The 19015-nt window shown below is 68.7% G+C and carries 26 protein-coding genes; 10 read left to right on the forward strand and 16 right to left on the reverse strand.

Features of this window, described 5'->3' with window-relative positions:
• Positions 1-70 precede the first annotated feature (70 nt).
• The 3 genes from ABZ459_RS13840 to ABZ459_RS13850 all read left to right on the forward strand — a co-directional run bounded on the left by ABZ459_RS13840 (position 71) and on the right by ABZ459_RS13850 (position 2828).
• Entirely contained in the window at positions 71-610 is a 540-nt protein-coding gene (locus ABZ459_RS13840; protein WP_357970059.1) for a hypothetical protein, read from the forward strand.
• A gap of 267 nt (positions 611-877) precedes the next feature.
• The gene (locus tag ABZ459_RS13845; protein ID WP_043620820.1) at positions 878-1546 is read left to right on the forward strand and encodes a response regulator transcription factor; all 669 of its coding nucleotides are present in this window, start codon (positions 878-880) and stop codon (positions 1544-1546) included.
• A gap of 4 nt (positions 1547-1550) precedes the next feature.
• Positions 1551-2828: an ATP-binding protein gene (locus tag ABZ459_RS13850; RefSeq protein ID WP_352361812.1), complete on the forward strand. Its 1278-nt coding sequence runs from the start codon at positions 1551-1553 to the stop codon at positions 2826-2828.
• On the opposite strand, the gene ABZ459_RS13855 is transcribed toward ABZ459_RS13850, so the two are convergent.
• A complete protein-coding gene (locus ABZ459_RS13855; RefSeq protein ID WP_357970062.1) occupies positions 2812-3288 on the reverse strand; it encodes a GtrA family protein in 477 nt (158 codons plus the stop codon). The two genes, ABZ459_RS13850 and ABZ459_RS13855, sit on opposite strands and share 17 nt — an antisense overlap.
• A 227-nt stretch (positions 3289-3515) precedes the next feature.
• Here ABZ459_RS13855 and ABZ459_RS13860 point away from each other — a divergent pair, with 227 nt between their 5' ends.
• Genes ABZ459_RS13860 through purE form a run of 3 tightly spaced genes read left to right on the forward strand, consistent with a single transcriptional unit; the run spans position 3516 to position 5977 of the window.
• Positions 3516-4289 (forward strand): hypothetical protein, encoded by a 774-nt coding sequence (locus ABZ459_RS13860; RefSeq protein WP_357970065.1) that lies wholly within the window; start codon positions 3516-3518, stop codon positions 4287-4289.
• Between the two features lie 42 nt (positions 4290-4331).
• Positions 4332-5480, forward strand: a complete 1149-nt coding sequence (locus tag ABZ459_RS13865; RefSeq protein ID WP_357970067.1) for a 5-(carboxyamino)imidazole ribonucleotide synthase — start codon at positions 4332-4334, stop codon at positions 5478-5480.
• A gap of 20 nt (positions 5481-5500) precedes the next feature.
• Positions 5501-5977, forward strand: coding sequence for a 5-(carboxyamino)imidazole ribonucleotide mutase (gene purE / locus ABZ459_RS13870; protein WP_357702729.1), 477 nt, complete (start codon positions 5501-5503; stop codon positions 5975-5977).
• 125 nt (positions 5978-6102) lie between these two features.
• On the opposite strand, the gene ABZ459_RS13875 is transcribed toward purE, so the two are convergent.
• On the reverse strand, positions 6103-7416 hold the full coding sequence (locus ABZ459_RS13875) for a UDP-glucose/GDP-mannose dehydrogenase family protein (protein WP_357970070.1): 1314 nt from the start codon (positions 7414-7416) through the stop codon (positions 6103-6105).
• Between the two features lie 123 nt (positions 7417-7539).
• Between ABZ459_RS13875 and ABZ459_RS13880 the strand changes: the two genes are divergently transcribed.
• Positions 7540-8703, forward strand: coding sequence for an acyl-CoA dehydrogenase family protein (locus ABZ459_RS13880; protein WP_352361802.1), 1164 nt, complete (start codon positions 7540-7542; stop codon positions 8701-8703).
• 178 nt (positions 8704-8881) lie between these two features.
• Here ABZ459_RS13880 and ABZ459_RS13885 read toward each other — a convergent pair whose 3' ends face one another.
• From ABZ459_RS13885 to ABZ459_RS13925, 9 genes are all read right to left on the reverse strand, one after another.
• Complete coding sequence (locus tag ABZ459_RS13885) at positions 8882-9136, reverse strand: hypothetical protein (protein WP_357970073.1); 255 nt, start codon at positions 9134-9136, stop codon at positions 8882-8884.
• A gap of 348 nt (positions 9137-9484) precedes the next feature.
• On the reverse strand, positions 9485-10756 hold the full coding sequence (locus ABZ459_RS13890) for a site-specific integrase (protein WP_357970075.1): 1272 nt from the start codon (positions 10754-10756) through the stop codon (positions 9485-9487).
• A 3-nt stretch (positions 10757-10759) separates the two neighbouring features.
• Positions 10760-11008, reverse strand: coding sequence for a helix-turn-helix domain-containing protein (locus ABZ459_RS13895; RefSeq protein WP_357970078.1), 249 nt, complete (start codon positions 11006-11008; stop codon positions 10760-10762).
• Positions 10933-12291: a replication initiator gene (locus tag ABZ459_RS13900; RefSeq protein ID WP_357970081.1), complete on the reverse strand. Its 1359-nt coding sequence runs from the start codon at positions 12289-12291 to the stop codon at positions 10933-10935. Before ABZ459_RS13900 ends, ABZ459_RS13895 begins: the two co-directional genes overlap by 76 nt.
• A 214-nt stretch (positions 12292-12505) precedes the next feature.
• The gene (locus ABZ459_RS13905; protein WP_357706255.1) at positions 12506-12664 is read right to left on the reverse strand and encodes a hypothetical protein; all 159 of its coding nucleotides are present in this window, start codon (positions 12662-12664) and stop codon (positions 12506-12508) included.
• Positions 12665-12682: 18 nt separating this feature from the next.
• Positions 12683-13024 (reverse strand): hypothetical protein, encoded by a 342-nt coding sequence (locus ABZ459_RS13910; protein ID WP_357970083.1) that lies wholly within the window; start codon positions 13022-13024, stop codon positions 12683-12685.
• Between the two features lie 15 nt (positions 13025-13039).
• Positions 13040-13681 (reverse strand): DUF2637 domain-containing protein, encoded by a 642-nt coding sequence (locus ABZ459_RS13915; RefSeq protein ID WP_357970085.1) that lies wholly within the window; start codon positions 13679-13681, stop codon positions 13040-13042.
• Positions 13682-13699: 18 nt separating this feature from the next.
• Entirely contained in the window at positions 13700-15019 is a 1320-nt protein-coding gene (locus ABZ459_RS13920; protein WP_357970087.1) for an FtsK/SpoIIIE domain-containing protein, read from the reverse strand.
• Positions 15012-15341 carry a hypothetical protein gene (locus ABZ459_RS13925; protein WP_189651149.1) on the reverse strand — a complete coding sequence of 110 codons (330 nt, stop codon included), beginning with the start codon at positions 15339-15341 and terminating at the stop codon, positions 15012-15014. The genes ABZ459_RS13920 and ABZ459_RS13925 overlap by 8 nt, the downstream gene beginning before the upstream one ends.
• A 110-nt stretch (positions 15342-15451) precedes the next feature.
• Between ABZ459_RS13925 and ABZ459_RS13930 the strand changes: the two genes are divergently transcribed.
• The gene (locus tag ABZ459_RS13930; protein ID WP_357970090.1) at positions 15452-15817 is read left to right on the forward strand and encodes a winged helix-turn-helix domain-containing protein; all 366 of its coding nucleotides are present in this window, start codon (positions 15452-15454) and stop codon (positions 15815-15817) included.
• Here ABZ459_RS13930 and ABZ459_RS13935 read toward each other — a convergent pair.
• Both ABZ459_RS13935 and ABZ459_RS13940 read right to left on the reverse strand, forming a co-directional pair.
• Entirely contained in the window at positions 15777-15968 is a 192-nt protein-coding gene (locus tag ABZ459_RS13935; RefSeq protein ID WP_357970093.1) for a hypothetical protein, read from the reverse strand. The genes ABZ459_RS13930 and ABZ459_RS13935 overlap by 41 nt on opposite strands.
• Positions 15965-16180, reverse strand: a complete 216-nt coding sequence (locus ABZ459_RS13940; RefSeq protein WP_357970096.1) for a hypothetical protein — start codon at positions 16178-16180, stop codon at positions 15965-15967. Before ABZ459_RS13940 ends, ABZ459_RS13935 begins: the two co-directional genes overlap by 4 nt.
• 152 nt (positions 16181-16332) lie before the next feature.
• On the opposite strand from ABZ459_RS13940, the gene ABZ459_RS13945 reads away from it, so the two are divergent.
• Positions 16333-17073 carry a helix-turn-helix transcriptional regulator gene (locus ABZ459_RS13945; protein ID WP_357970098.1) on the forward strand — a complete coding sequence of 247 codons (741 nt, stop codon included), beginning with the start codon at positions 16333-16335 and terminating at the stop codon, positions 17071-17073.
• Positions 17074-17075: 2 nt separating this feature from the next.
• The gene (locus ABZ459_RS13950) at positions 17076-17552 is read left to right on the forward strand and encodes an NUDIX domain-containing protein (RefSeq protein ID WP_357970100.1); all 477 of its coding nucleotides are present in this window, start codon (positions 17076-17078) and stop codon (positions 17550-17552) included.
• On the opposite strand, the gene ABZ459_RS13955 is transcribed toward ABZ459_RS13950, so the two are convergent.
• The 3 genes from ABZ459_RS13955 to ABZ459_RS13965 form a co-directional block, all read right to left on the reverse strand.
• Entirely contained in the window at positions 17520-18086 is a 567-nt protein-coding gene (locus tag ABZ459_RS13955; RefSeq protein WP_357970103.1) for an HD domain-containing protein, read from the reverse strand. The genes ABZ459_RS13950 and ABZ459_RS13955 overlap by 33 nt on opposite strands.
• A 66-nt stretch (positions 18087-18152) precedes the next feature.
• Complete coding sequence (locus ABZ459_RS13960) at positions 18153-18635, reverse strand: GntR family transcriptional regulator (protein ID WP_357970106.1); 483 nt, start codon at positions 18633-18635, stop codon at positions 18153-18155.
• Entirely contained in the window at positions 18616-18963 is a 348-nt protein-coding gene (locus ABZ459_RS13965; RefSeq protein ID WP_357970107.1) for a hypothetical protein, read from the reverse strand. Before ABZ459_RS13965 ends, ABZ459_RS13960 begins: the two co-directional genes overlap by 20 nt.
• Positions 18964-19015: the final 52 nt, after the last annotated feature.

Below are 19015 nucleotides of genomic sequence, written 5' to 3' on the forward strand. Positions count from 1 at the left end.
GGGCCGCTCGTGGCGGCCTGACGGATACTGGGGGAGGCGAGCCCAGGACACCTGTGAGGGAGTGGTCTGCATGCTCTATCTCTTCGGCTTCGAGCGCATCGGCGTGGCCGTCGGCGACCTGTACTTCGTCGACCCCGCCCCGGGAGAGCACCAGGAGGGCGCCGAGCACGGCGTGCGCCTGGAGATCCGCAGGCTCGCGCCGGGCGAGCTCAAGGGGTCGATCTACTCGGCCCGTCCCATCGTCGTCGATCAGCTCATCTGGCGGGTCGACCTGCTGGAGTCGGTCGACGGCACGCCGGGCAGCTTCGACCGTACGCACCACCACCCGGGCTCCAGCGGCTGGGAGCCCGACCGGCGGGTGTTCGACGAGGAGCTGTCGGCCGAGCCGCTGAAATGGCTGGGGGAGCGGCTGGCCGACCTCGACGGCGTGCTGCGGCAGTCGGGCGTCGATCCCGCCGAGGTCGGCGCGGACGACGCGGCCGGCCTGCGGGAGACCGCCCCCGAGATCGTCGACACGGTCCGCCGCCTGCTCGACCGGGTACGCGCCGGCGAGCTCGGCACCGCCCCCGCCGGCGGCCCGGCCGACTCCGTCCGGTCGAGCTGGCTCTGAACGGCACGTTCCAGGCATTCCGGCGCCCGGATCGGGGTATCACGCTCCGGGCGCCACGCCCGGCGCGACGCGTCCCGCGGATGCGGGCGTACGTGGTGTGATGGGAACGCCTGGAGCGCTTTGTGTTTTCCCCTCGATAATCGCGGTAATTTAATCACGACTAACCCTTATTTAGCTTCGTTTGCCCAGGTCAATGGATAGGTCAACGACAAGTCAAACCGCGCGCTGTGCCCGGGAAACGATCGCCTAAGGTCCTACGATCGCTTCATGACCTGCGTACTTCTCGCCGAGGATGACACCTCGATCTCCGAGCCACTCGCGCGTGCGCTACGCCGCGAGGGCTATCAGGTAGAGGTGAGCCCCGACGGCCCGCAGGCCCTGGAGAGGGCCCTGTCGGGCGGCATCGACCTCATCGTTCTCGACCTCGGGCTGCCAGAGATGGACGGTCTGGAGGTCGCCCGCCGGATCCGTGCCGAGGGGCACGGCACCCCGGTTCTCATACTCACGGCCCGCGTCGACGAGGTGGACACCGTCGTCGGCCTCGACGCCGGCGCCGACGACTACGTGACCAAGCCGTTCCGGCTGGCCGAACTGCTCGCCCGGGTGCGCGCGCTGCTGCGGCGCGGCACCTCCGAGACCCCGGTCGTGCAGGGGGTCCGCATCGACGCCGACTCCCGCCGCGCCTGGATGGGGGAGAAGGAGCTGCACCTGACGACCAAGGAGTTCGACCTGCTGCGGGTCCTGGTCCGCGACGCCGGCAAGGTCGTCACCCGGGAGCAGATCATGCGCGAGGTGTGGGACACCAACTGGTGGGGTTCGACCAAGACCCTCGACATGCACATCTCCTGGCTGCGCCGCAAACTCGGCGACGACGCCGCCAAGCCCCGATACATCACGACCGTCCGGGGAGTCGGCTTCCGGTTCGAACGCGAGTAGGCGCATGCGCCGTCGACTGCTCTCCTCCACACTGGTCGTCGCGGTCATCGCGGTCCTGTTGCTGGGGGTCCCCCTGGGCGTCGTGGTCAGCCGCCTGATCGTCGACGAGGCGGCTCAGGAGCTCGGGGCGGAAGCCAAGCGTCTCGTGGGCGAGGTCGAGTACGCCCGGGTCCAGGAGACCCCGCTCGACCCGCAGCAACTGGAGCAGAAGTACCCGGGCAGGTACATCCAGATCTGGGAACGCGGAACCCCTCTGCGGGTGACCGTCGTCGGCACCGCGCCGGCGTCGGGTCACCTGATGACCGAGGACGCGCAGACCAACACCGGTGTCTACGTCCGGATAAGTCGTGATCGGGATCAGGTCGAGCGCGACGTCCGGGCCAGACTGCTGCTGATCGTGGCGCTGGCCGTCGCGGCGCTCGCGGTGGCCGTCAGCCTGGCCGTCGTACAGTCACGCAGACTGACGCTGCCCCTGCAGGACCTGGCGAAGATCGCCGAGCGGCTGGGGTCGGGCGACGCGCGGCCGAGCAAGCACCGCTACGGCATCCCCGAGCTGGACCGCGTGGCCCAGGTGCTCGACCGCAGCGCCACCCGTATCTCCGACCTGCTCACCCGCGAACGCGAGTTCGCCACCGACGCCTCCCATCAGCTCCGCACGCCCCTGACCGGCCTGACCATGCGCCTGGAGGAGATCGTCGCCGCCTCGAACGAGCCGGAGGTCGTCCGCGAGGAGGGCGAGGCGGCCATCGTGCAGGCCGAGCGCCTGACCGCGGTGATCGACGAGCTGCTCGCGGCGGCCCGTCGCCAGCGCCACGCCCAGGCCGAGCCCGTCGCCATCGACGAGGTGCTCATCCAGCAGATCACCGAGTGGGAGCCGGTCTTCCGCGAGGCGGGCCGCACGTTGCACCTCGACGGCACCCGCGGCCTGAAGGCGATGGCCACCACCGGCGGCTTCGGCCAGGTCATCGCCTCGCTGCTGGAGAACTCCCTGCGCCACGGCGGCGGCACGGTCACCGTCACCAGCACCTGCGGCGACAACTACATCGTGATCGAGGTCGCCGACGAGGGCCCCGGCATCGCCGACGAGATCGCACCCAAGATCTTCGAACGGAACGTCAGCGGCGGCGGAGGCACCGGCCTCGGGCTCACCCTCGCCCGCGCGCTGGCCGCCGCCGACGGCGGACGGCTGGAACTGGTGCGCCGCCGGCCGGCGACGTTCGCCATCTTCCTGCGCCCGGCCGAGGAGGACAGCAGGAACCGCGTGGTCAGCGGTCCTGCCTGACCTCGGGCAGCTCGACCGGGATCGGCTCGGTGGCCTCCAGGAACACCCACTTCTTGTACGACCAGTAGCGGAACAGCGTGCCGAGGCCGACGCCGGCGAAGTTGGCGATGTTCAGGCTCAGGCCGTCGTGCAGGTGGAGGGTGTACTTGGTGAAGCCGATCACCAGCAGGCCGAACAGCAGGGCGACGCCGTTGAGCAGGAAGAACAGGAAGTATTCGCGGCCGAGGCCGCTCTGCTCGCGGTGGCGGAAGGTCCAGAAGCGGTTGCCCAGGTACGCGAAGGTCGCCGAGATCGTGGTGGCGAGCACCTTGGAGGTGAGGGGGCCCCACTCGAAGCCGAGCAGGAAGAGGTTGTAGACACCCGTGTCGAGCAGAAAGGCGACGGCCCCGATGCTCCCGAATTTGGCCAGTTCGTGAACCAGGGACTCGAACCGCTGGTAGAGGCGCTTGGCAAACTCCACGTCCGCGCTCGGTCCTTTCCCTAGTCGAGACTGACCACCTCAGCGTACCGGCGATGTCGTACGACCGGTGTCAGGGGGCCGAACATACCCCGCAAAGACGACTTCTAAAAATATCGCCTTATGAGCGGCATTTCCGAAAGATCGGCATTACGCTGCCGTTCAGATCGCGGGCCCGCCCGCGATGTCGGACCTGCCGCTCCAGACGGCCGCCCTCCCGGGAGCCACCTGTGCCGCTTCGACTGCTCGCGTTGGCCCTGGCCCTGCTCACCGCGGGCTGTGGCGCGACCGGCGGCGCCCCGGTGCTCCAGGAGGACCGCACGCCTGCCCCGGCAGCCGCGCCACGGGTCGACCCGGCGACCGCCGAGCAGGCGTTCTCGCTGCTGCGGCAGCTCGACGGGGCCTGGCAGCGGCGGGACTGCGCCGCCGTACGGGAGCTGACCACGTGGGCGGAGCGGACGCTGGACGGCCGTGCCTGCGAGGCGACCCGGAACGGCCGTCCAGCCCGTCCCGCCGACCCCGTCTACGTGCTGCCCGACGCTGGCGACTGGTTCGCCGCGCTGGCCCGCGAGCCCTCGCCCGCGTACTACCTGTTCTTCCTGGAGGACGGCCGCTGGCGGCTGGGCGCTGGCCCGGTCCCTGTGCCCGGCGAGCCGGCGCGGGAGGCCGCCGAGGCGCCGTCGGCGCTGGTCAGGCAGGCCCGCCTGGTGCCGCAGCGGCACCTGACGTACCTCACCGACCCGGCCGGGGTGGCGGGCGTGCGCTTCCCGGCGGGGGATCCGCTGCGCGGGCTGCTCAAGGACGTCACCGCGAACCGCGCCGACGTCGAGCTGTTCGGCACGCGTACCCTCGCGATCCCGGTGGCCGCCGGGTCCGTCCTGGTGTTCGACGCCCTGCGGCTCACGTACGAGGGAGGGCGCACGGATCTGGTGGTGATGGCCAGCCTCGTCGGCGCGGGCAACCGGATCAGGACACTCGGGCTGCGCCGGGCACGTGCCGGTTGACAACGGCGAGGTAGTCGTTCCGTCCCGGTAAGCTCACCTCACGTGAGTTCCTACAGTCCCATCGGGCCGGTCGTCGGCATCGTCGGCGCCGGTCAGCTCGCCCGGATGACGCAGCCGCCGGCCATCGCGCTCGGGGTCGAGCTGCGGGTGCTGGCCGCCGCCCCCGGGGAGAGCGCCGCACGAGTGATCGTCGACACCCAGGTCGGAGACTACCGCGACCTGGCCGACCTGCGGGCGTTCGCCCAGGGCTGCGACGCGATCACGTTCGACCACGAGCACGTGCCGACCGAGCACATCAAGGCCCTGATCGCCGACGGCCACGCCGTGCACCCGGGCGCCGACGCGCTCGTGCACGCCCAGGACAAGGCGGTCATGCGCGAACGGCTGACCGCGATCGGCGTGCCCTGCCCCGCCTGGGCCCGGGTCGCCTCGGCGGAGGACGTCGCGGCCTTCGCCGCCGAGCACGGCTGGCCGGTCGTGCTGAAGTCGGTGCGCGGCGGCTACGACGGGCGCGGCGTGTGGGTCTGCCGCACCCCCGACGACGTGGCCGAGGCGTTCGCCACCGGCGTCGAGCTGATGGCCGAGGCGTTCGTGCCGTTCGAGCGGGAGCTCGCGGTGCTGGTGGCCCGCTCGCCCCACGGGCAGGGCGTCAGCTACCCGGTCGTGGAGACCGTGCAGCAGGACGGCATCTGCGTCGAGGTGCTCGCCCCCGCCCCCGGCATGGACCCCGAGGAGGCCGCCGTCGCCCAGCGCATCGGCCTGAAGATCGCCCACGAGCTGGGCGTGACCGGGCTGCTGGCGGTGGAGCTGTTCCAGACCGCGGACGGCCTCGTGGTGAACGAGCTGGCCATGCGCCCCCACAACAGCGGCCACTGGACGATCGAGGGCTCCACCACGTCCCAGTTCGAGCAGCACCTGCGGGCCGTGCTCGACCTGCCGCTCGGCTCGCCCGCGATGACCGCCCCCGTCGTCGTCATGGCCAACCTGCTGGGCGGCGACGACCCCGACCTGTTCAAGCGCTACGAGCACGTGCTGGCCCACGATCCCGGCATCAAGCTGCACTTCTACGGCAAGGAAGTGCGTCCGGGCCGCAAGATCGGCCACGTCACGGCCCTGGGCACCGACCTCGACAAGGTCCGCGCCCGCGCCCGCCACGCCGCCGTCTACCTCATGACCGGGGAGTACACGTGACAGAGCGAATCGGGATCGTCATGGGGTCGGACTCCGACTGGCCCGTGATGAAGGCCGCGGCCGAGGCCGTGGCGGAGTTCGGGGTGCCGTTCGAGGCCGACGTCGTCTCGGCCCATCGCATGCCGGTCGAGATGATCGAGTACGGCCGGCAGGCGGCCTCCCGCGGCATCCGGGTGATCATCGCGGGGGCCGGCGGGGCGGCGCACCTGCCCGGCATGCTCGCCTCGGTGACGCCGCTGCCGGTGATCGGGGTGCCGGTGCCGCTGAAGTACCTCGACGGGATGGACTCCCTGCTGTCGATCGTCCAGATGCCGGCCGGGGTGCCGGTGGCCACGGTGGCGGTCGGGGGCGCGCGCAACGCGGGGCTGCTGGCCGTCCGCATCCTCGGGGCCTCCGACGCCGGGCTGCGCGAGCGCATGGAGGAGTTCCAGGGGCGTCTCAAGGAGCAGGCGTACGCCAAGGGGGAGAAGCTGCGCGCGGAGGCCGCGGAGCTCTGAGCAGGCAACTCAGGGCCGTCCAGGGGGCAGGGGTGTCCTTCCCGGGCGCCTGGTCGGCTCTTTCCTGAGCGCCCGGTTCCTTGTGGTGAGGGGACCCGGGCGCTCGGAGAGGTGCCGCGGTGGCGTTACGGGCGGCCGAGTGCCCGGTAGTGCCAGCCGGCCGAGCGCCACACCTCGGAGTTGAGCGCGTTGCGGCCGTCGACGATGCGCCGGGTCGCGACCACCGCGCCCAGCTCCTCCGGATCGAGCTCCAGGAACTCTTTCCACTCCGTCAGCAGCAGCACCACGTGCGCCCCGCGGACCGCCTCGACGGCCGACTCGCCGTAGTTCAGCTCCGGGTGAGCCTTACGAGCGTTGTCGAGCGCGATCGGGTCGTAGACGGTGACCTGTCCGCCCTGGTGGCCGATCGTCACGGCGACGTCCAGGGCGGGGGAGTCGCGAATGTCGTCCGAGTTCGGCTTGAAGGCCGCGCCCAGCACGCCGACCGTGCACCCGTGGAACGAGCCGCCCGCCAGCTCCCTGGCCAGGTCGACCATGCGGGCGCGGCGGCGCATGTTGATCGCGTCGACCTCGCGCAGGAACGTCAGCGCCTGGTCGGCGCCCAGCTCGCCGGCCCGTGCCATGAAGGCCCTGATGTCCTTGGGCAGGCAGCCGCCGCCGAAGCCGAGCCCGGCGTTGAGGAAGCGCCCGCCGATGCGGTCGTCGTACGAGAGCGCCTCGGACAGCTGCTTGACGTCGGCGTGCGCGGCCTCGCAGACCTCGGCCATGGCGTTGATGAAGGAGATCTTGGTGGCGAGGAAGGCGTTGGCCGCCGTCTTGACCAGCTCCGACGTCGCGAAGTCGGTCACCACGAACGGGACCTCCCCGAGCGGCGCGTACACGTCGCGCAGCACCTTCTCGGCCCGCTCCGAGCGCACGCCGAGCACGATGCGGTCGGGGTGGAGGGTGTCCTCCACCGCGAAGCCCTCGCGCAGGAACTCGGGGTTCCACGCCAGCTCGACGCCGACGCCCGCCGGCGACAGGCGGGCGAGCTTGTCGGCCATGCGCTCGGCGGTGCCGACCGGCACGGTGGACTTGCCCACGACCAGGCACTCGCGGTCGAGAAGCGGCGCGAGCGACTCGATGGCGCTGTCCATGTACGACACGTCCGCGGCGTACTCGCCCTTCTTCTGCGGTGTGCCGACGCAGACGAAGTGCACGTCACCGAAGGCGGCGACCTCTTCGTAGGAGCTGGTGAAGCGAAGGCGTCCGGAGTCGAGCCCACGGCGGAGCACGGGTTCCAGCCCGGGCTCGTGGATGGGGAGCTCACCGTTGTTCAGGCGGCGGATCTTGTCCGCGTCAATGTCGAGGCCAAGGACTTCGAATCCGAGATCCGCCATGCAGGCCGCATGCGTGATGCCCAGGTATCCGGTCCCGATCACCGTGAGGCGATATGGCACGAGCGAGCTCCTTTCGATCGCCAGGCATGCTACCGGCCTTCGCTACCTCCTTCGTGCCACCTGCGTCTGTTCGCAAACCGTACTAGCTGGTAACAAAGTGCTCGGACGTCCTAGTATCTATGCATGAGCTTCCCTCTCTATGCGCCCGCCGAAGAGCACGACATGCTCAGGGAGACGGTCCGCGCCCTGGCCGACGAGAAGATTGCGCCGCAGGCCGCGGCCGCCGACGAGTCCGAAGAGTTCCCCTGGGACGTCTACAAGGCCCTCGTCGCCGCCGACCTGCACGCCGTGCACGTTCCCGAGGAGTACGGGGGCGCCGGGGCGGACGCGCTGGCCGCGGTGATCGTCATCGAGGAGGTCGCGCGGGCCTGCGCGTCGTCCTCGCTCATCCCGGCCGTGAACAAGCTGGGCACCGTGCCGCTCCTGCTCTCGGCGTCCGAGGAGCTCAAGCAGCGTTACCTGGCGCCGGTGGCGCGGGGCGAGGCCATGTTCTCGTACGCGCTGTCCGAGCCGGAGGCGGGCTCCGACGCCGCCGCCATGAAGACCCGCGCGGTCCTCGACGGCGACCACTACGTGCTCAACGGCACCAAGATGTGGATCACCAACGCCGGCGTCTCCGAGTACTACACGCTGATGGCCGTGACGGACCCGTCCGCCGGCGCCCGGGGCATCTCCGCCTTCGTGGTGGAGAAGTCCGACGAAGGGGTCTCCTTCGGGCCCAAGGAGAAGAAGCTCGGCATCAAGGCCTCGCCGACCCGCCAGGTGATCCTGGAGAACGTGCGGATCCCGGCGTCCCGCATGATCGGCGAGCCCGGCACCGGCTTCAAGACGGCCCTCGCCACCCTCGACCACACCCGCGTCACCATCGCCGCCCAGGCGCTGGGCATCGCCCAGGGCGCCCTCGACTACGCGATCGGCTACGTCAAGGAACGCAAGCAGTTCGGCCGTCCGATCGGCGACTTCCAGGGCCTGCAGTTCATGATCGCCGACATGGCGATGAAGCTGGAGGCGGCCAGGCAGCTGACGTACCGCGCCGCCGCCAAGAGCGAGCTGGCGATGCACGGCCGGCCGCAGAAGGACCTGACGTTCCTGTCGAGCGCCGCCAAATGCGCCGCCTCGGACGCCGCCATGGAGATCACCACCGATGCGGTGCAACTGCTGGGCGGGTACGGGTACACGAAGGACTTCCCGGTGGAACGCATGATGCGCGACGCCAAGATCACCCAGATCTACGAGGGCACCAACCAGATCCAGCGCATGGTGATGGCCAGGCAGCTTCTCAAGTAGGCGTTGACGTGCGGAAACTCCACTCGCTGACCGGCAGAGGCGAGGGTTGCTGTCTTGGGATCGTGACCTGAACGATCACTGTTCCGTGTCTGTTCCGTGAGAGGGCCGATTGGAGAGGCGGATGCCGGTGTTTGGGCGGGAGCCCGCTGTCGGCGGACTCCCGCGTCCCGTCATCGCGTCATCTGGTGCCGATAGACTCTCCGCTGGTCGCGGCCGGGCTTGTTGGATGCTCCCAGGACCTGAACGTCGCGGCGGCGATCAGTAGCGTGGCGCCGATTCCGAGGACTACGAAAAATGCTTTCCCCGCTGCTTTGAGGGCTTTGCCCCGGCTATCGCCCGATTCGCGCCCGATGCAGAATGCGGCCAGTGCGATGATGGCCGCGACCAAAATTATGATCGCAAAGCCGATTACAAACCAAATGATCGCCCTCACCTCCCTTCCTCGCTGGAGCGCCAATCCGAGAGGCGCTGCGAGGTTGAACCAGGAGCCCGGGGTGAACGCAAGCGACCCGTCCGGGCTCCTGGCCAGCTCTCGCTGGCGGCTCTCGGACGGGTCGCTCGTTCCGTCTTGTTCAAGACTACGCCTTTCACCTCTGCTCTGTTCGCCATCTCGCCCTATAAATAGCGAATAGCTATATCTCGCTCTGGGGGCCCGATCTAGTGATAAGGCGACGTAGTCCTAGCTCATATTCGCCTGGCGTGCGCTGTCTCTATGGGCGATGAGGAGTTCGGGTGATGGGTGCGTTGCGTGCCCCAACAGATACCAATAGGCGAATGGGTCTTAGGTATCTGCCGCAGACCTATGTGCCGTATTCAACGAGATCGCGCGAGGGCCGAGTAGGCGATCGTCGATGGCCTTGCGGGCGCGGTCGTGCGAGCCGGGCATCATGTGAGCGTAGACGCGGAGCGTGAAACCTGGGTCGGCGTGGCCAAGGTACTCGGCGAGTTCCTTGACCGAGACCCCACCCGCCAGCATGACACTCGCGTAGTAGTGCCGGAGTTGGTGTAGTCCCTCCTTGCGAGAGGTGGTGTAGCGGCTCCGCTGGCGGGTGTCCTTGTCCGGTGCTGGAATCACGCCCGCCGCCACCAGAGCGGGCTTCCAGACGGTTTCGCTGTAGCTTCTGGCCTTGATGAAGCGGTCGTCCGTCCAGCGGAACAACAGGTTGTGTGTACGAAGCTTGCCGTCGGTCTTCTCCCAGGGCAGGGAGCAGGTCAGCGGGGGATGAGTCGAGACGTGCCGTTTGATGCCTTCAGCGGCCCACTCAGGCAGCGGCACGACCCTTTCGCGGTCGTTCTTGGGCAGGGCGAAGACGTGGTCCGTTCCTAGCTTCTTGATCTGTCGTCGTACGCGGAGAAGACGCTCCTCGAAGTCGATGTCTTCGAGGGCCAGGCCGAACAGCTCCCCCTGCCGTAGTCCGCACGCGGCCCCGAGCATCGGCAGTAGGCGAAAGAGGGCAGGGTGAGCGTCGATCAGGGCGTGGACCCGTTCGTCCGACCAGGCCGTTATCTCTTCGGACACGCGCTTCGGCGCCTGGACGATCGGCGACTTGGCAGGGCTTCGTTTGATGGCCTCGTCCGCGACGGCAAGGTCAAGGATGCCCTGGAGGACCAGGAAGGCCGTCTGTACGGTCGAGGTCTCGAAGCGGCTGCTCAGATCACTGATCCATGCCTGGATCTGGGATGGCTTGATGCTCTTCACCTGGCGTTTGGCGTAGGCGGGTGCGACGTGGAGGCGGTGGATGTACTCGTATCGGATCTTGGTCGAGGGGTCCACGATGCGGGAGCCGAGCCAGCGTTCGGCGAGGTCGCCCAAGAGCACCTTGCCGGCGTTCGGGTCGATGTAGTCGCCGCGGGCGATGTCGGCGCCCATGGTCGCGATCTTGCGCTCCGCGTCGGCCTTGCGGTCATAGGCGGTCGAGCACTCTTTGCCCTCGGGGTCCACCCAGACGGCGAGCCAGCGCTTGCCCTTGCCGTACCGCGTGGTCCTGACCTTTCGGGGTTTGCCGTCCTGGTCGCGCACCGTCTTGGTCCACAGGTCCTTGACGAAGGCCATGGGCTACTCCTGGTCCTGGACCCAGGACATGACGTCCTCGGGCACGTAGCGCAGGTGTCGGCCGATCCTGTGGCCTTTGGGTCCTGTGCGGTGGTGTCGCCATTGGTAGAGCGTGGCGATCGGAACACCGAGGAATGTGGCTACGTCCTGCACAGTCCAGAGCTTGGTGAGAGTGCTCATATGCACCCTCCGGTGATGGCGGCGGCGAGGAGTTGATCGCCTAGGGAGTGGCCCTTGCCTGCGTACTCCCATTCGCTGATCACGAGGACTGCGTCTTCGGCGAAGAGCGGAAGGCGGCCGGTGGTGATTTCGCTTTCTCGGGCGTGGTCTTCGCGGTCGGCTCGGATGTCGCCGAGGGTGGTGGAGTAGCGGCGGGAGCGGGTGGAGAAGTGGCCGCGGAAGCCGAGCATGTGGGCCCAGTCGGCGAGGCGGAGTTCGGCGAGTTCGGGTTCGGTGCCGAGTTCCATGCAGGTGGTGATGAGGCGGTGGGCGTGGTCGCGGAGGTTGTACAGGGTCAGGTCGTCGAGGGGGTTGATGCGGCGGTCCAGGGTGCCGACGCATTCGGCGGCCTTCGTGGCGTACTTGGCGATGTAGCCGGCGACGGCTTGATCGGTGAGGTCGCTGTTCAGGGTGATGGGGCGGAGGTCGAGTTGGGTGCCCCAGCGCAGGACTCGTTCGGGCTGGTCGGCGTAGGCGGGAACCTTGGCGGTGACGGCCTTGGCGGCGTGCTGGATGGCTTGGGTCAGGACGTCGGTGGTAGCCCAGGTAGGTGGCGGTGTAGCAGGGCCGCTGGGGCCGTCGAGGCGGATGACGGCGTGGAAGTGGACGATGCCGCGCCGCTGGTACTCGGCGACCTTGGCGAAGGAGAGGGTCAGGTGGTGGCGGAGGTCCTTGAGGAGTAGGCCGCCGAGTTTGGCCAGGTGGCGGCGTACGGAGTCGGCGAAGCGCTTCCACAGCAGCGGAGCCAGGGCGTTGAACAGGACGGAGCCGGTGTAGTCGTAGCAGCCGGGGCACAGTGGTTCGCCGAGGCGTGGGTCGTCCTTGCTGTGGCGTTGGGTGCAGGACATGACTTGGCCGTGTGGGCAGGTGGTGGCGTTGCGGCGAGCGTGGCAGGGCTGGGCCTTGCCGTGGTGTTCACGGCGGGTGTGGACCGGGCCGAAGGACGGGGCGGTCAGGGTGATGAACAGAGTGGGGTGGGTGGTGACGGTCTCGGGGACGCCCTTGCCGCCCACGAGGCCGGCGCGGATGAGGTGGTAGGTGTCGGCGCGGTAGGTCTCGGCGCAGGACGGGCAGCGGGACGCGCGGCGGGTCTTGCACGGGACGCGCAGGATGCCGTCGGGCTCGGTGCGGGTGGTGTAGCGGTGCAGGAGTTGGCCGGTGGCGCGGTCGTAGTGGTCGACCTTGCCGCGTAGGTGGATGGGCTGGCGGCAGCCGCCTGTGGCGCGGATCTGGTTGGCCCAGCGGTCGTAGTCGGGGTGGTTGAGTCGGGCGATCATGCCCGCTTTGGCGTGCGCGGTGGCGTGGGTTGTGGGCAAGATGGAGACCTCCTTTCGCTCGTTCGGGTGAAGGGATGGCCCTCGACCTGGCAGTCGTCTTGGCGGATGTGCGGCCAGGCCGGGGGCGCTGCGCGTTTATGCGCCGTGGTTGTCGATGCCGTTGCCGTCGCAGTCGAGGCAGCGGGCGTCGTTGGAGTCGATTCCGGTGCCGTTGCAGCTGCAGCAGCGGTAGTGGATCACCTCGTCCATCTGGTCACTTCCTGTCGCGGGCGGTGGTGAGGTAGATGCGCCAGTGATGCGGGCGGGTGCGGTCGGGGTAGACGCGTGAGACGCCGATGACGGTGAAGTGCAGGCGTAGGCGGAACAGGGCGTCGACGATCTCGGCTCGGGTGCCGTCGATGCGGATGCGCATGGTCGGGTCCTCTTCTGGTCAGGTGGCGGACGTGGGGTCGGATTGGATGCAGCCGCGGTAGCTGGCTTCGGCGGCGTGGCGGGCACGGGCGGCGGCCAGGATGGCGACGGCGCGGTACTCCACCGGGCCGAACAGGCGCGAGGTGGCGTAGTGGCCGTACGGGGAGTCCTCGTAGTCGATGTCCGAGCCGACGAGGGCGGCGATCTGGTCGATTTCGGCGCACTGGTCGGCGTCGCTGGCCTGGTCGGTGAAGTGGTGGACGGTGACGCTGGAGGAGACGGGTACGTCGGGGTGGGCTTCGAGGTAGGCGGCCAGGTCGAGCAGGCCGTTGATGAGGGCGGTGCGGCGGTCGTGGGTCATGGGTCGGTTCTCCCTTCAGGCGGTGCGCAGGGTGCGCAACAGATCGGAGGCGAGTTGGTTGGACACGCCCAGGTGGGCGCGTAGGGCGTCGCAGGTGATGGGCTTGCCGTGCCGGGTGTGGTGTTCGTCGGCCACACGGCGGGCGTAGTCGATCAGGGCGGGCGCGAGGTCGCTGTCCCGCTCGTCGTCCTCGTCCTGGATGTTGGACGGGACGAGCTCCGGAGCCGAGGACGAAGCCAGAACGGGCGAGGACGCCACGACAGTGGACGGTTCCGGACGGGTGGCGCGGCGTTCCAGCATCGAGACGGCGATGAGGAAGGCGGCGGCCGGGGTGGCGGCGGTGATCCAGCCCCAGACGGTCGGGTCGGCTTGGGCGAGATTCGCCGCCAAGGACAGGACGATGCCACCCGTCAGGACGAGGACGGGCCACGAGAGCCGACCCCGCCGGCGGTCGCCGGTCCTCTTGTCCCGTTGTCGTTCGCGGGCGGCCATCACGCAGGTCAGGTCGATGCAGACCGCGACTGCCCAGGACATCCAGCCGGTCTGGCCGTGCTCGGTGGCGGTGTCGCGGATGTGGGTGAACGATCCGGCACCCGCGATGGCGGCCAGGACGAGTACCGGGCCGGTGTCGAGCAGCCAGCAGGCGAAGCGTCGCATCGTTCCTCCCTTCGTGGTTCAGGCGTTGATGGGTTCGGACAGGTGAGCGGTGATCTCGTCCCAGGCCGGAGCGAGGTGGGCGTGAGCACGGGCGGCCTGTTCGGCGGTCTGCTCGGTGACGTAGAAGGAGCGGGCGCGGTACCACTGGCCGTCCTGACCAGCGACGATGGCGACGCCCGGCGTTTCGGCGGGGATGGCACGAGCCGAGGCAAGGGCCGCCGGGTCGAGGTCGCCGAGCGTCATGGTGGCGGTCTCGGGATCGTTGACGCGGTGGCAGATCCGTCCGGAGCACTGGGCACGGAGAGCGGTGACGCCGGGGCCGAGGTCAGAGCCGATGCGCTGGCCACAGCAGAACAGATAGATGCCGAACGCTCGTCCGAGCTGAGCGACCCGCAGCAGCGCCGTCGAGGTCTTGGCGATCTCGTCCTTCTCGGACTTGTCGGCCATCAGGTACAGCTCGGCCAGCTCGTCGACCAGGGCCACGACCGGGACGGGCCGCACACCGGGTGGGAGCTGCCAGATGTTGCGGGCGCCGGCCTGGCGGCACAGCCCTATCCGGTCGACCATCAGGCCGACCAGGTCATCCAGCAGCCCGCCGGACTCGGCGCGCGAGGTGGCCAGCGCGGACAGGCGTGGCCTGTAGGGCGTGAACTCCACCCCGCCTTTGAGGTCGAAGCCGACCAGGGCCACGGGTTGTGGAGCCAGCCCGACGATCAGGGCGTTGGCGAGGTTGGACTTGCCGGACTGCGTTGCGCCCGCGTTCAGCCAGTGCGGCACGGTACGGAAGTCGATGGTCCAGGGCTTGCCCGTCTCCAGACGTCCCACCGTGACCTTGAGCAGTTCCGGCGAGGGCGGCAGCTCGTCGACCTTGACTAGCGGGTCGCGCAGGGTGGCCATGAGAACAACGCGGCCAGGGCCGGGTGATGAGACGCGGATGGCGTGGACGCCCCAGGAGTGGGCGAGGCGTTCGGCGGCGTCGGCGTAGTCGCTAGGTGTCTGGCCTTCCAGAGTGTGGAGGGTGACGCGCCAGCCGTGCCGGGTCGGCAGTGGCAGCCACATGAACGGCTTGGTGTCCACGGTGATGCGCTGCCACCTGCGCCGGACGCGGACGATGCCCGTCGAGGCGACCAGGCCGGGGACGGTGGTGAACCAGAAGCGCTGCCGCTTCTTGGTCAGCCCGCAGCCGAGGGCGACCCGCCGCCATGACGCCCGTACCGACAGGGCGACGAGCGGGAAGCCGAGCACGAGCCAGAAGGACGGGTAGTGGTAGCGGCGCCAGGCCCACAGCCCGGCCGCGAAGGCGGCCAGGGCTGCGAGCAGGTACGGCGCGTCAGGCATCGACGGCCTCCCTGGCAGGGAGTAGCGCCGAGGCGCGGTAGGCGATGCCCCATCGGCCGGCGATCTCCCAGACGTAGCCGAGCAGGCCGACGGCGTTGACCTGGTCGCCGACGCTGATGGGCGGTTCGCCGGTAATGCCGATCTTGACGAGTTCGATCCGGCCGAACTCGTCCTCGACGGAGACGGTGACCTCGTAGACGGTGTTGCCGTTCTTGTCGGTCTTGATCTCGCCGGTGTCCCTGTTGAGCACCCGCGGTCGCGGTGCCTTGACGCAGGTGATGGCGAGCTTGCCGACGTCCACAGGAATCGGGATGGAACGCATGGGCTGTGACCTCCTCTTTCGTCGTTCACCAACATAGTTAACCTAGTTGGCTTGGTTGTCAACGTCCTCTCGGTTGGCTTGGTGGATGTTTCGTGGTGTGATGGACGGCGATGGTCAAGAACACCGGGCGCCCCGGCTACCTCCAGATCGCCGACGATCTCCGTGCGCAGATCAACGGCGGCTCTCTGGCGCCCGGCACCCCGCTGCCGTCCACCGCGCAACTCGCCGAGCAGTACGACGCCTCGCTGAGCGTGGTGAAGATGGCCGTCGGCATCCTGCGCAACGAGGGCCTGGTGATCGGCCAACAGGGCAAGGGCGTGTTCGTCCGGGATGCCGAGGAGCGCCCCGCCGGCGACGAGCAGGCCGACGTGGCCGAGCTGCGCGCCGCCGTACGGGACTTGTCGGTACGCCTCGCCAAGGTCGAGGAGCAGTTGGCTACGTCCACGTCACGCCGTCCCGGACGTAGCAGCCGGTGACCTTCCGGGCCAGCGAGGCCGAAGCCCCGCCGGGGTGCCGGCGCAGGCTCAGGGCCTTGTCCTGGCGGCGGATGCCGACCAGGACCATGACGTAGCCGACGAGCAGGGTCGTGCTCAACAGGGCGGCGATGATCAGCGGGAGCCAGCTCACGTCCAGCTCACCCCCATCGCGAACGCGCCGCGGGGGCCGCGCGGGGGACGCCTGGTCTCGGTCCGTCGGCGGTTGCGCCGGTTCCGGGCCCGCTCCTTACGTGCCCACCGGCTCCGCGCCAGGCACTTGGAGCACTGGGCCTGGCCCTCGATCAGGGCGTTGCCGCAGTCGCACGAGGGCGTCTCGGCGGGGATGATGATCTCGTTGTTCATGGGTGCATCTCCTCCTTCGGTCGCTGCCGTTGTGGCGTTGTGCAACCGAGGATGCGACGCAGTGTCAGGACGAGATCACTACACGACGGGACATGTTCAAGACGTCCGGCCTACGATGTCCAGGTCCCCGGACGTCCTTGGGAGCAGGTGAAATGGCGAACGAACGGCTACGCGCTGCGCTGTTGCAGAAGGGCGTGAGCGTCGCGGACCTGGCTGAGGCGATCGAAGTCGATCCCAAGACGGTGGAGCGGTGGATCACCAAGGGGCGCGAGCCGTACCGTAAGCACCGGTTTGCCACAGCTTCGTACCTGGGTGTGGACGAGACGTACCTGTGGCCGCAGGCTCTGTCGCGCGAGCAGGTGGTCGCCGCGTCCGAGAGCGAGGTCCTGGCGATCTATCCGCATCGCTGGGCCGTACCGCGGGACGCGTGGGGACGTCTGTTCACCGCCGCGTCCCAGGACATCGGCGTCCTGGTCTACAGCGGGTTGTTCCTCGCCGACGACGCCGCGATGGTCCGTCTGCTGGGGGAGAAGGCGCAGGCGGGCGTGCGGGTCCGTGTCCTGCTGGGCGACCCCGGCTGCGCCGAAGTCGCCCAGCGGGGAGAGGACGAGGGTGTCGGCGACAGCATGGCCGCACAGATCCGTAGCGCGCTGATCTTCTACCGGCCGCTCCTGCCCCTGGACAACTTCGAGCTCCGCCTTCACCAAACGATCCTGTACAACTCGATCTATCAGGCTGACGGCGACTACCTGGTCAACATGCACGTGTACGGCACTCGCGCCGGGAACGCGCCCGTACTGCACCTGCGTAGGGTGGCCGGCGGCGAGATGGTGACCACCTACGCCGACAGCTTCGAGAAAGTATGGGCACAAGCGACCCCGGTGGAGTCCTGACCATGGCCAAGCGGATCGACTTCTACGACGACCCCGACGCGCCCGAGCCGAACAGCCTGGTTCCGTCCGTCAACGTCATCGTCACCAACACGGCCGGGGACGTCCTGATGATCCGCCGCAGCGACAACGACAACTGGGCAGTGCCCGGCGGCGCGATCGACCTCGGCGAGTCCATCCCCGCGGCGGCCATCCGCGAGACGTACGAGGAGACCGGCATCACCTGCGAGATCACCGGCCTGGTCGGCACCTACAGCGACCCCCGGCACGTGATCCTCTACACCTCCAACGGCGAGGCCCGACAGGAGTTCTCCATCGTCCTGACCGGCCGCGCGGTCGAGGGCGAGCCGACTCCGAGCGAGGAGTCCCGAGAGGTCCGCTGGGTGCCCCGAAATGAGATCACGTCACTGCCGATGGACCGCTCGATGCGCATGCGGATCGAGCACTACCTAACCGGCGTCGGCCTGCCGCACATCGGATAGCGCCGCCTCCACCGACCGCACCGAGGACACGATGCACGGGGTGGCGTCCGTGATCGACCGGCTGACCACATGTTCAGGTCCGTACCGAGAATGGATCTCGGCCAGCCGGTCGGTGACGTCCACATGCCGGCCGTCCGGGCCGGTGGTCATGTCGCAGTAGGTGAGCGCCCTGGCCAAATCCGGCGCTTCGTGGTCGAACTCCTTGGCCAACACATCGAACAGGTCACGCTGCCGGGCCTCGTTGTCCGCACACGAGTGGTAGGCCACCAGGCGGCACAGCCGTCCATCCGCCCCGGCGATGTCCCGCAGGTACCGAGCGCCGTCGAGCTGATGCATGCCCGTATCGACCAGGTCCGGGGCATACCCGATGTCATGCAACAGCGCAGCGGCAATCACGGTGTCAGCCTCTTCCCCCAGGAGCGGCGTCAAGGATGCAGCTCGCTCAGCGACTCCTTGGGTATGCGCCCAGCGGCGAGGCAAGGTCGTCTCCAGCAGCTCCTTGGCCAGGTCATAGGCCCAATCGACATGCTCCACGTTGTTCACCTTAGACAGACCGCATATGGGCTGATCTAGTGGCAGATGCGGACGTCCCAGGACGTCTCATCCTCGAACGAATCGGCCCCGCCCATGCTCGACCGCGACCAACCCTTCACGCTCCAGAAGGTCGAGCGCCCGCCGCACCGTATCCCGCGAAGCCTCGTACCGCTGCCGCAGCTCCTTCTCGCTCGGCAACACAGCTCGCGCCGCGAGGGCGCCGCTCTCGATCTGAGCGCGAAGCTCAGAGGCGATCACCTCATAGCGGTACGCGGTGTCCGCCCGCGGCCCTGGCACCACGCGGCCTTTCGAGGGAACCGTGACGATGACCCCCTCCTGCTCCAGGATGGCCAGGCCACGCCTGAGCGTGTTCCTGGCCACCCGGAACTCCGCGCACAACTCAGCCTCGGACGGCAACGAACCGCCCGCCGGATACCGGCCGGCAACGACCCGCGCCCGAAGCCGCTCCGCGATCTGCGTGTAGACAGCACCGCCCGTCAGCCACGGAGATGCGTCCACATCCATGCCGTCAGGCACGCCGATACGCATCAGAGATCAGGCCCAGATCAATGCGCAGCTCAGCCTGCTCACCCGCCCGCCAGCCGTTCCGGGCGACCTGATCGACCCTGTCGATGGCGGCCTCCAGATTGAGGCAACTGGTCCGCTCATCAGGCTGATCACCCCAATAGAACCAGTAGAACGGGACGTTGACGTAGACCTTGCGGATCTGAGAGCGACGATCCTGGACGCTCAGCTCAGGACGCCCATCCTCAGCCGTCATCAAGACGGCCGCGATACCCCGAGGTCGTAGCCCGTTCCCCAGCTCTGTCAGCAGACGCTGCTGATAGGCGAGGCTCTGTGCTCGGCCGCTTTGCATGTGTTCCGTCCCTTCGGTGGCTCTTCCGGCCCCACGAGCATCGGCCAGGCAC

Source organism: Nonomuraea sp. NPDC005692 (genome assembly GCF_040631115.1).
GTDB lineage: Bacteria > Actinomycetota > Actinomycetes > Streptosporangiales > Streptosporangiaceae > Nonomuraea.

Bases quoted from the DNA above. Each gene is read 5' to 3' on its own strand.
- ABZ459_RS13840 (WP_357970059.1), top strand. From the start codon at position 71: ATGCTCTATCTCTTCGGCTTCGAGCGCATCGGCGTGGCCGTCGGCGAC.
- ABZ459_RS13845 (WP_043620820.1), top strand. From the start codon at position 878: ATGACCTGCGTACTTCTCGCCGAGGATGACACCTCGATCTCCGAGCCA.
- ABZ459_RS13850 (WP_352361812.1), top strand. From the start codon at position 1,551: ATGCGCCGTCGACTGCTCTCCTCCACACTGGTCGTCGCGGTCATCGCG.
- purE (WP_357702729.1), top strand. From the start codon at position 5,501: ATGGGGTCGGACTCCGACTGGCCCGTGATGAAGGCCGCGGCCGAGGCC.
- ABZ459_RS13880 (WP_352361802.1), top strand. From the start codon at position 7,540: ATGAGCTTCCCTCTCTATGCGCCCGCCGAAGAGCACGACATGCTCAGG.
- ABZ459_RS13890 (WP_357970075.1), bottom strand. From the start codon at position 10,756: ATGGCCTTCGTCAAGGACCTGTGGACCAAGACGGTGCGCGACCAGGAC.
- ABZ459_RS13895 (WP_357970078.1), bottom strand. From the start codon at position 11,008: ATGGGAGTACGCAGGCAAGGGCCACTCCCTAGGCGATCAACTCCTCGC.
- ABZ459_RS13905 (WP_357706255.1), bottom strand. From the start codon at position 12,664: ATGCGCATCCGCATCGACGGCACCCGAGCCGAGATCGTCGACGCCCTG.
- ABZ459_RS13910 (WP_357970083.1), bottom strand. From the start codon at position 13,024: ATGACCCACGACCGCCGCACCGCCCTCATCAACGGCCTGCTCGACCTG.
- ABZ459_RS13915 (WP_357970085.1), bottom strand. From the start codon at position 13,681: ATGCGACGCTTCGCCTGCTGGCTGCTCGACACCGGCCCGGTACTCGTC.
- ABZ459_RS13920 (WP_357970087.1), bottom strand. From the start codon at position 15,019: ATGCCTGACGCGCCGTACCTGCTCGCAGCCCTGGCCGCCTTCGCGGCC.
- ABZ459_RS13925 (WP_189651149.1), bottom strand. From the start codon at position 15,341: ATGCGTTCCATCCCGATTCCTGTGGACGTCGGCAAGCTCGCCATCACC.
- ABZ459_RS13930 (WP_357970090.1), top strand. From the start codon at position 15,452: ATGGTCAAGAACACCGGGCGCCCCGGCTACCTCCAGATCGCCGACGAT.
- ABZ459_RS13940 (WP_357970096.1), bottom strand. From the start codon at position 16,180: ATGAACAACGAGATCATCATCCCCGCCGAGACGCCCTCGTGCGACTGC.
- ABZ459_RS13945 (WP_357970098.1), top strand. From the start codon at position 16,333: ATGGCGAACGAACGGCTACGCGCTGCGCTGTTGCAGAAGGGCGTGAGC.
- ABZ459_RS13950 (WP_357970100.1), top strand. From the start codon at position 17,076: ATGGCCAAGCGGATCGACTTCTACGACGACCCCGACGCGCCCGAGCCG.
- ABZ459_RS13960 (WP_357970106.1), bottom strand. From the start codon at position 18,635: ATGCGTATCGGCGTGCCTGACGGCATGGATGTGGACGCATCTCCGTGG.
- ABZ459_RS13965 (WP_357970107.1), bottom strand. From the start codon at position 18,963: ATGCAAAGCGGCCGAGCACAGAGCCTCGCCTATCAGCAGCGTCTGCTG.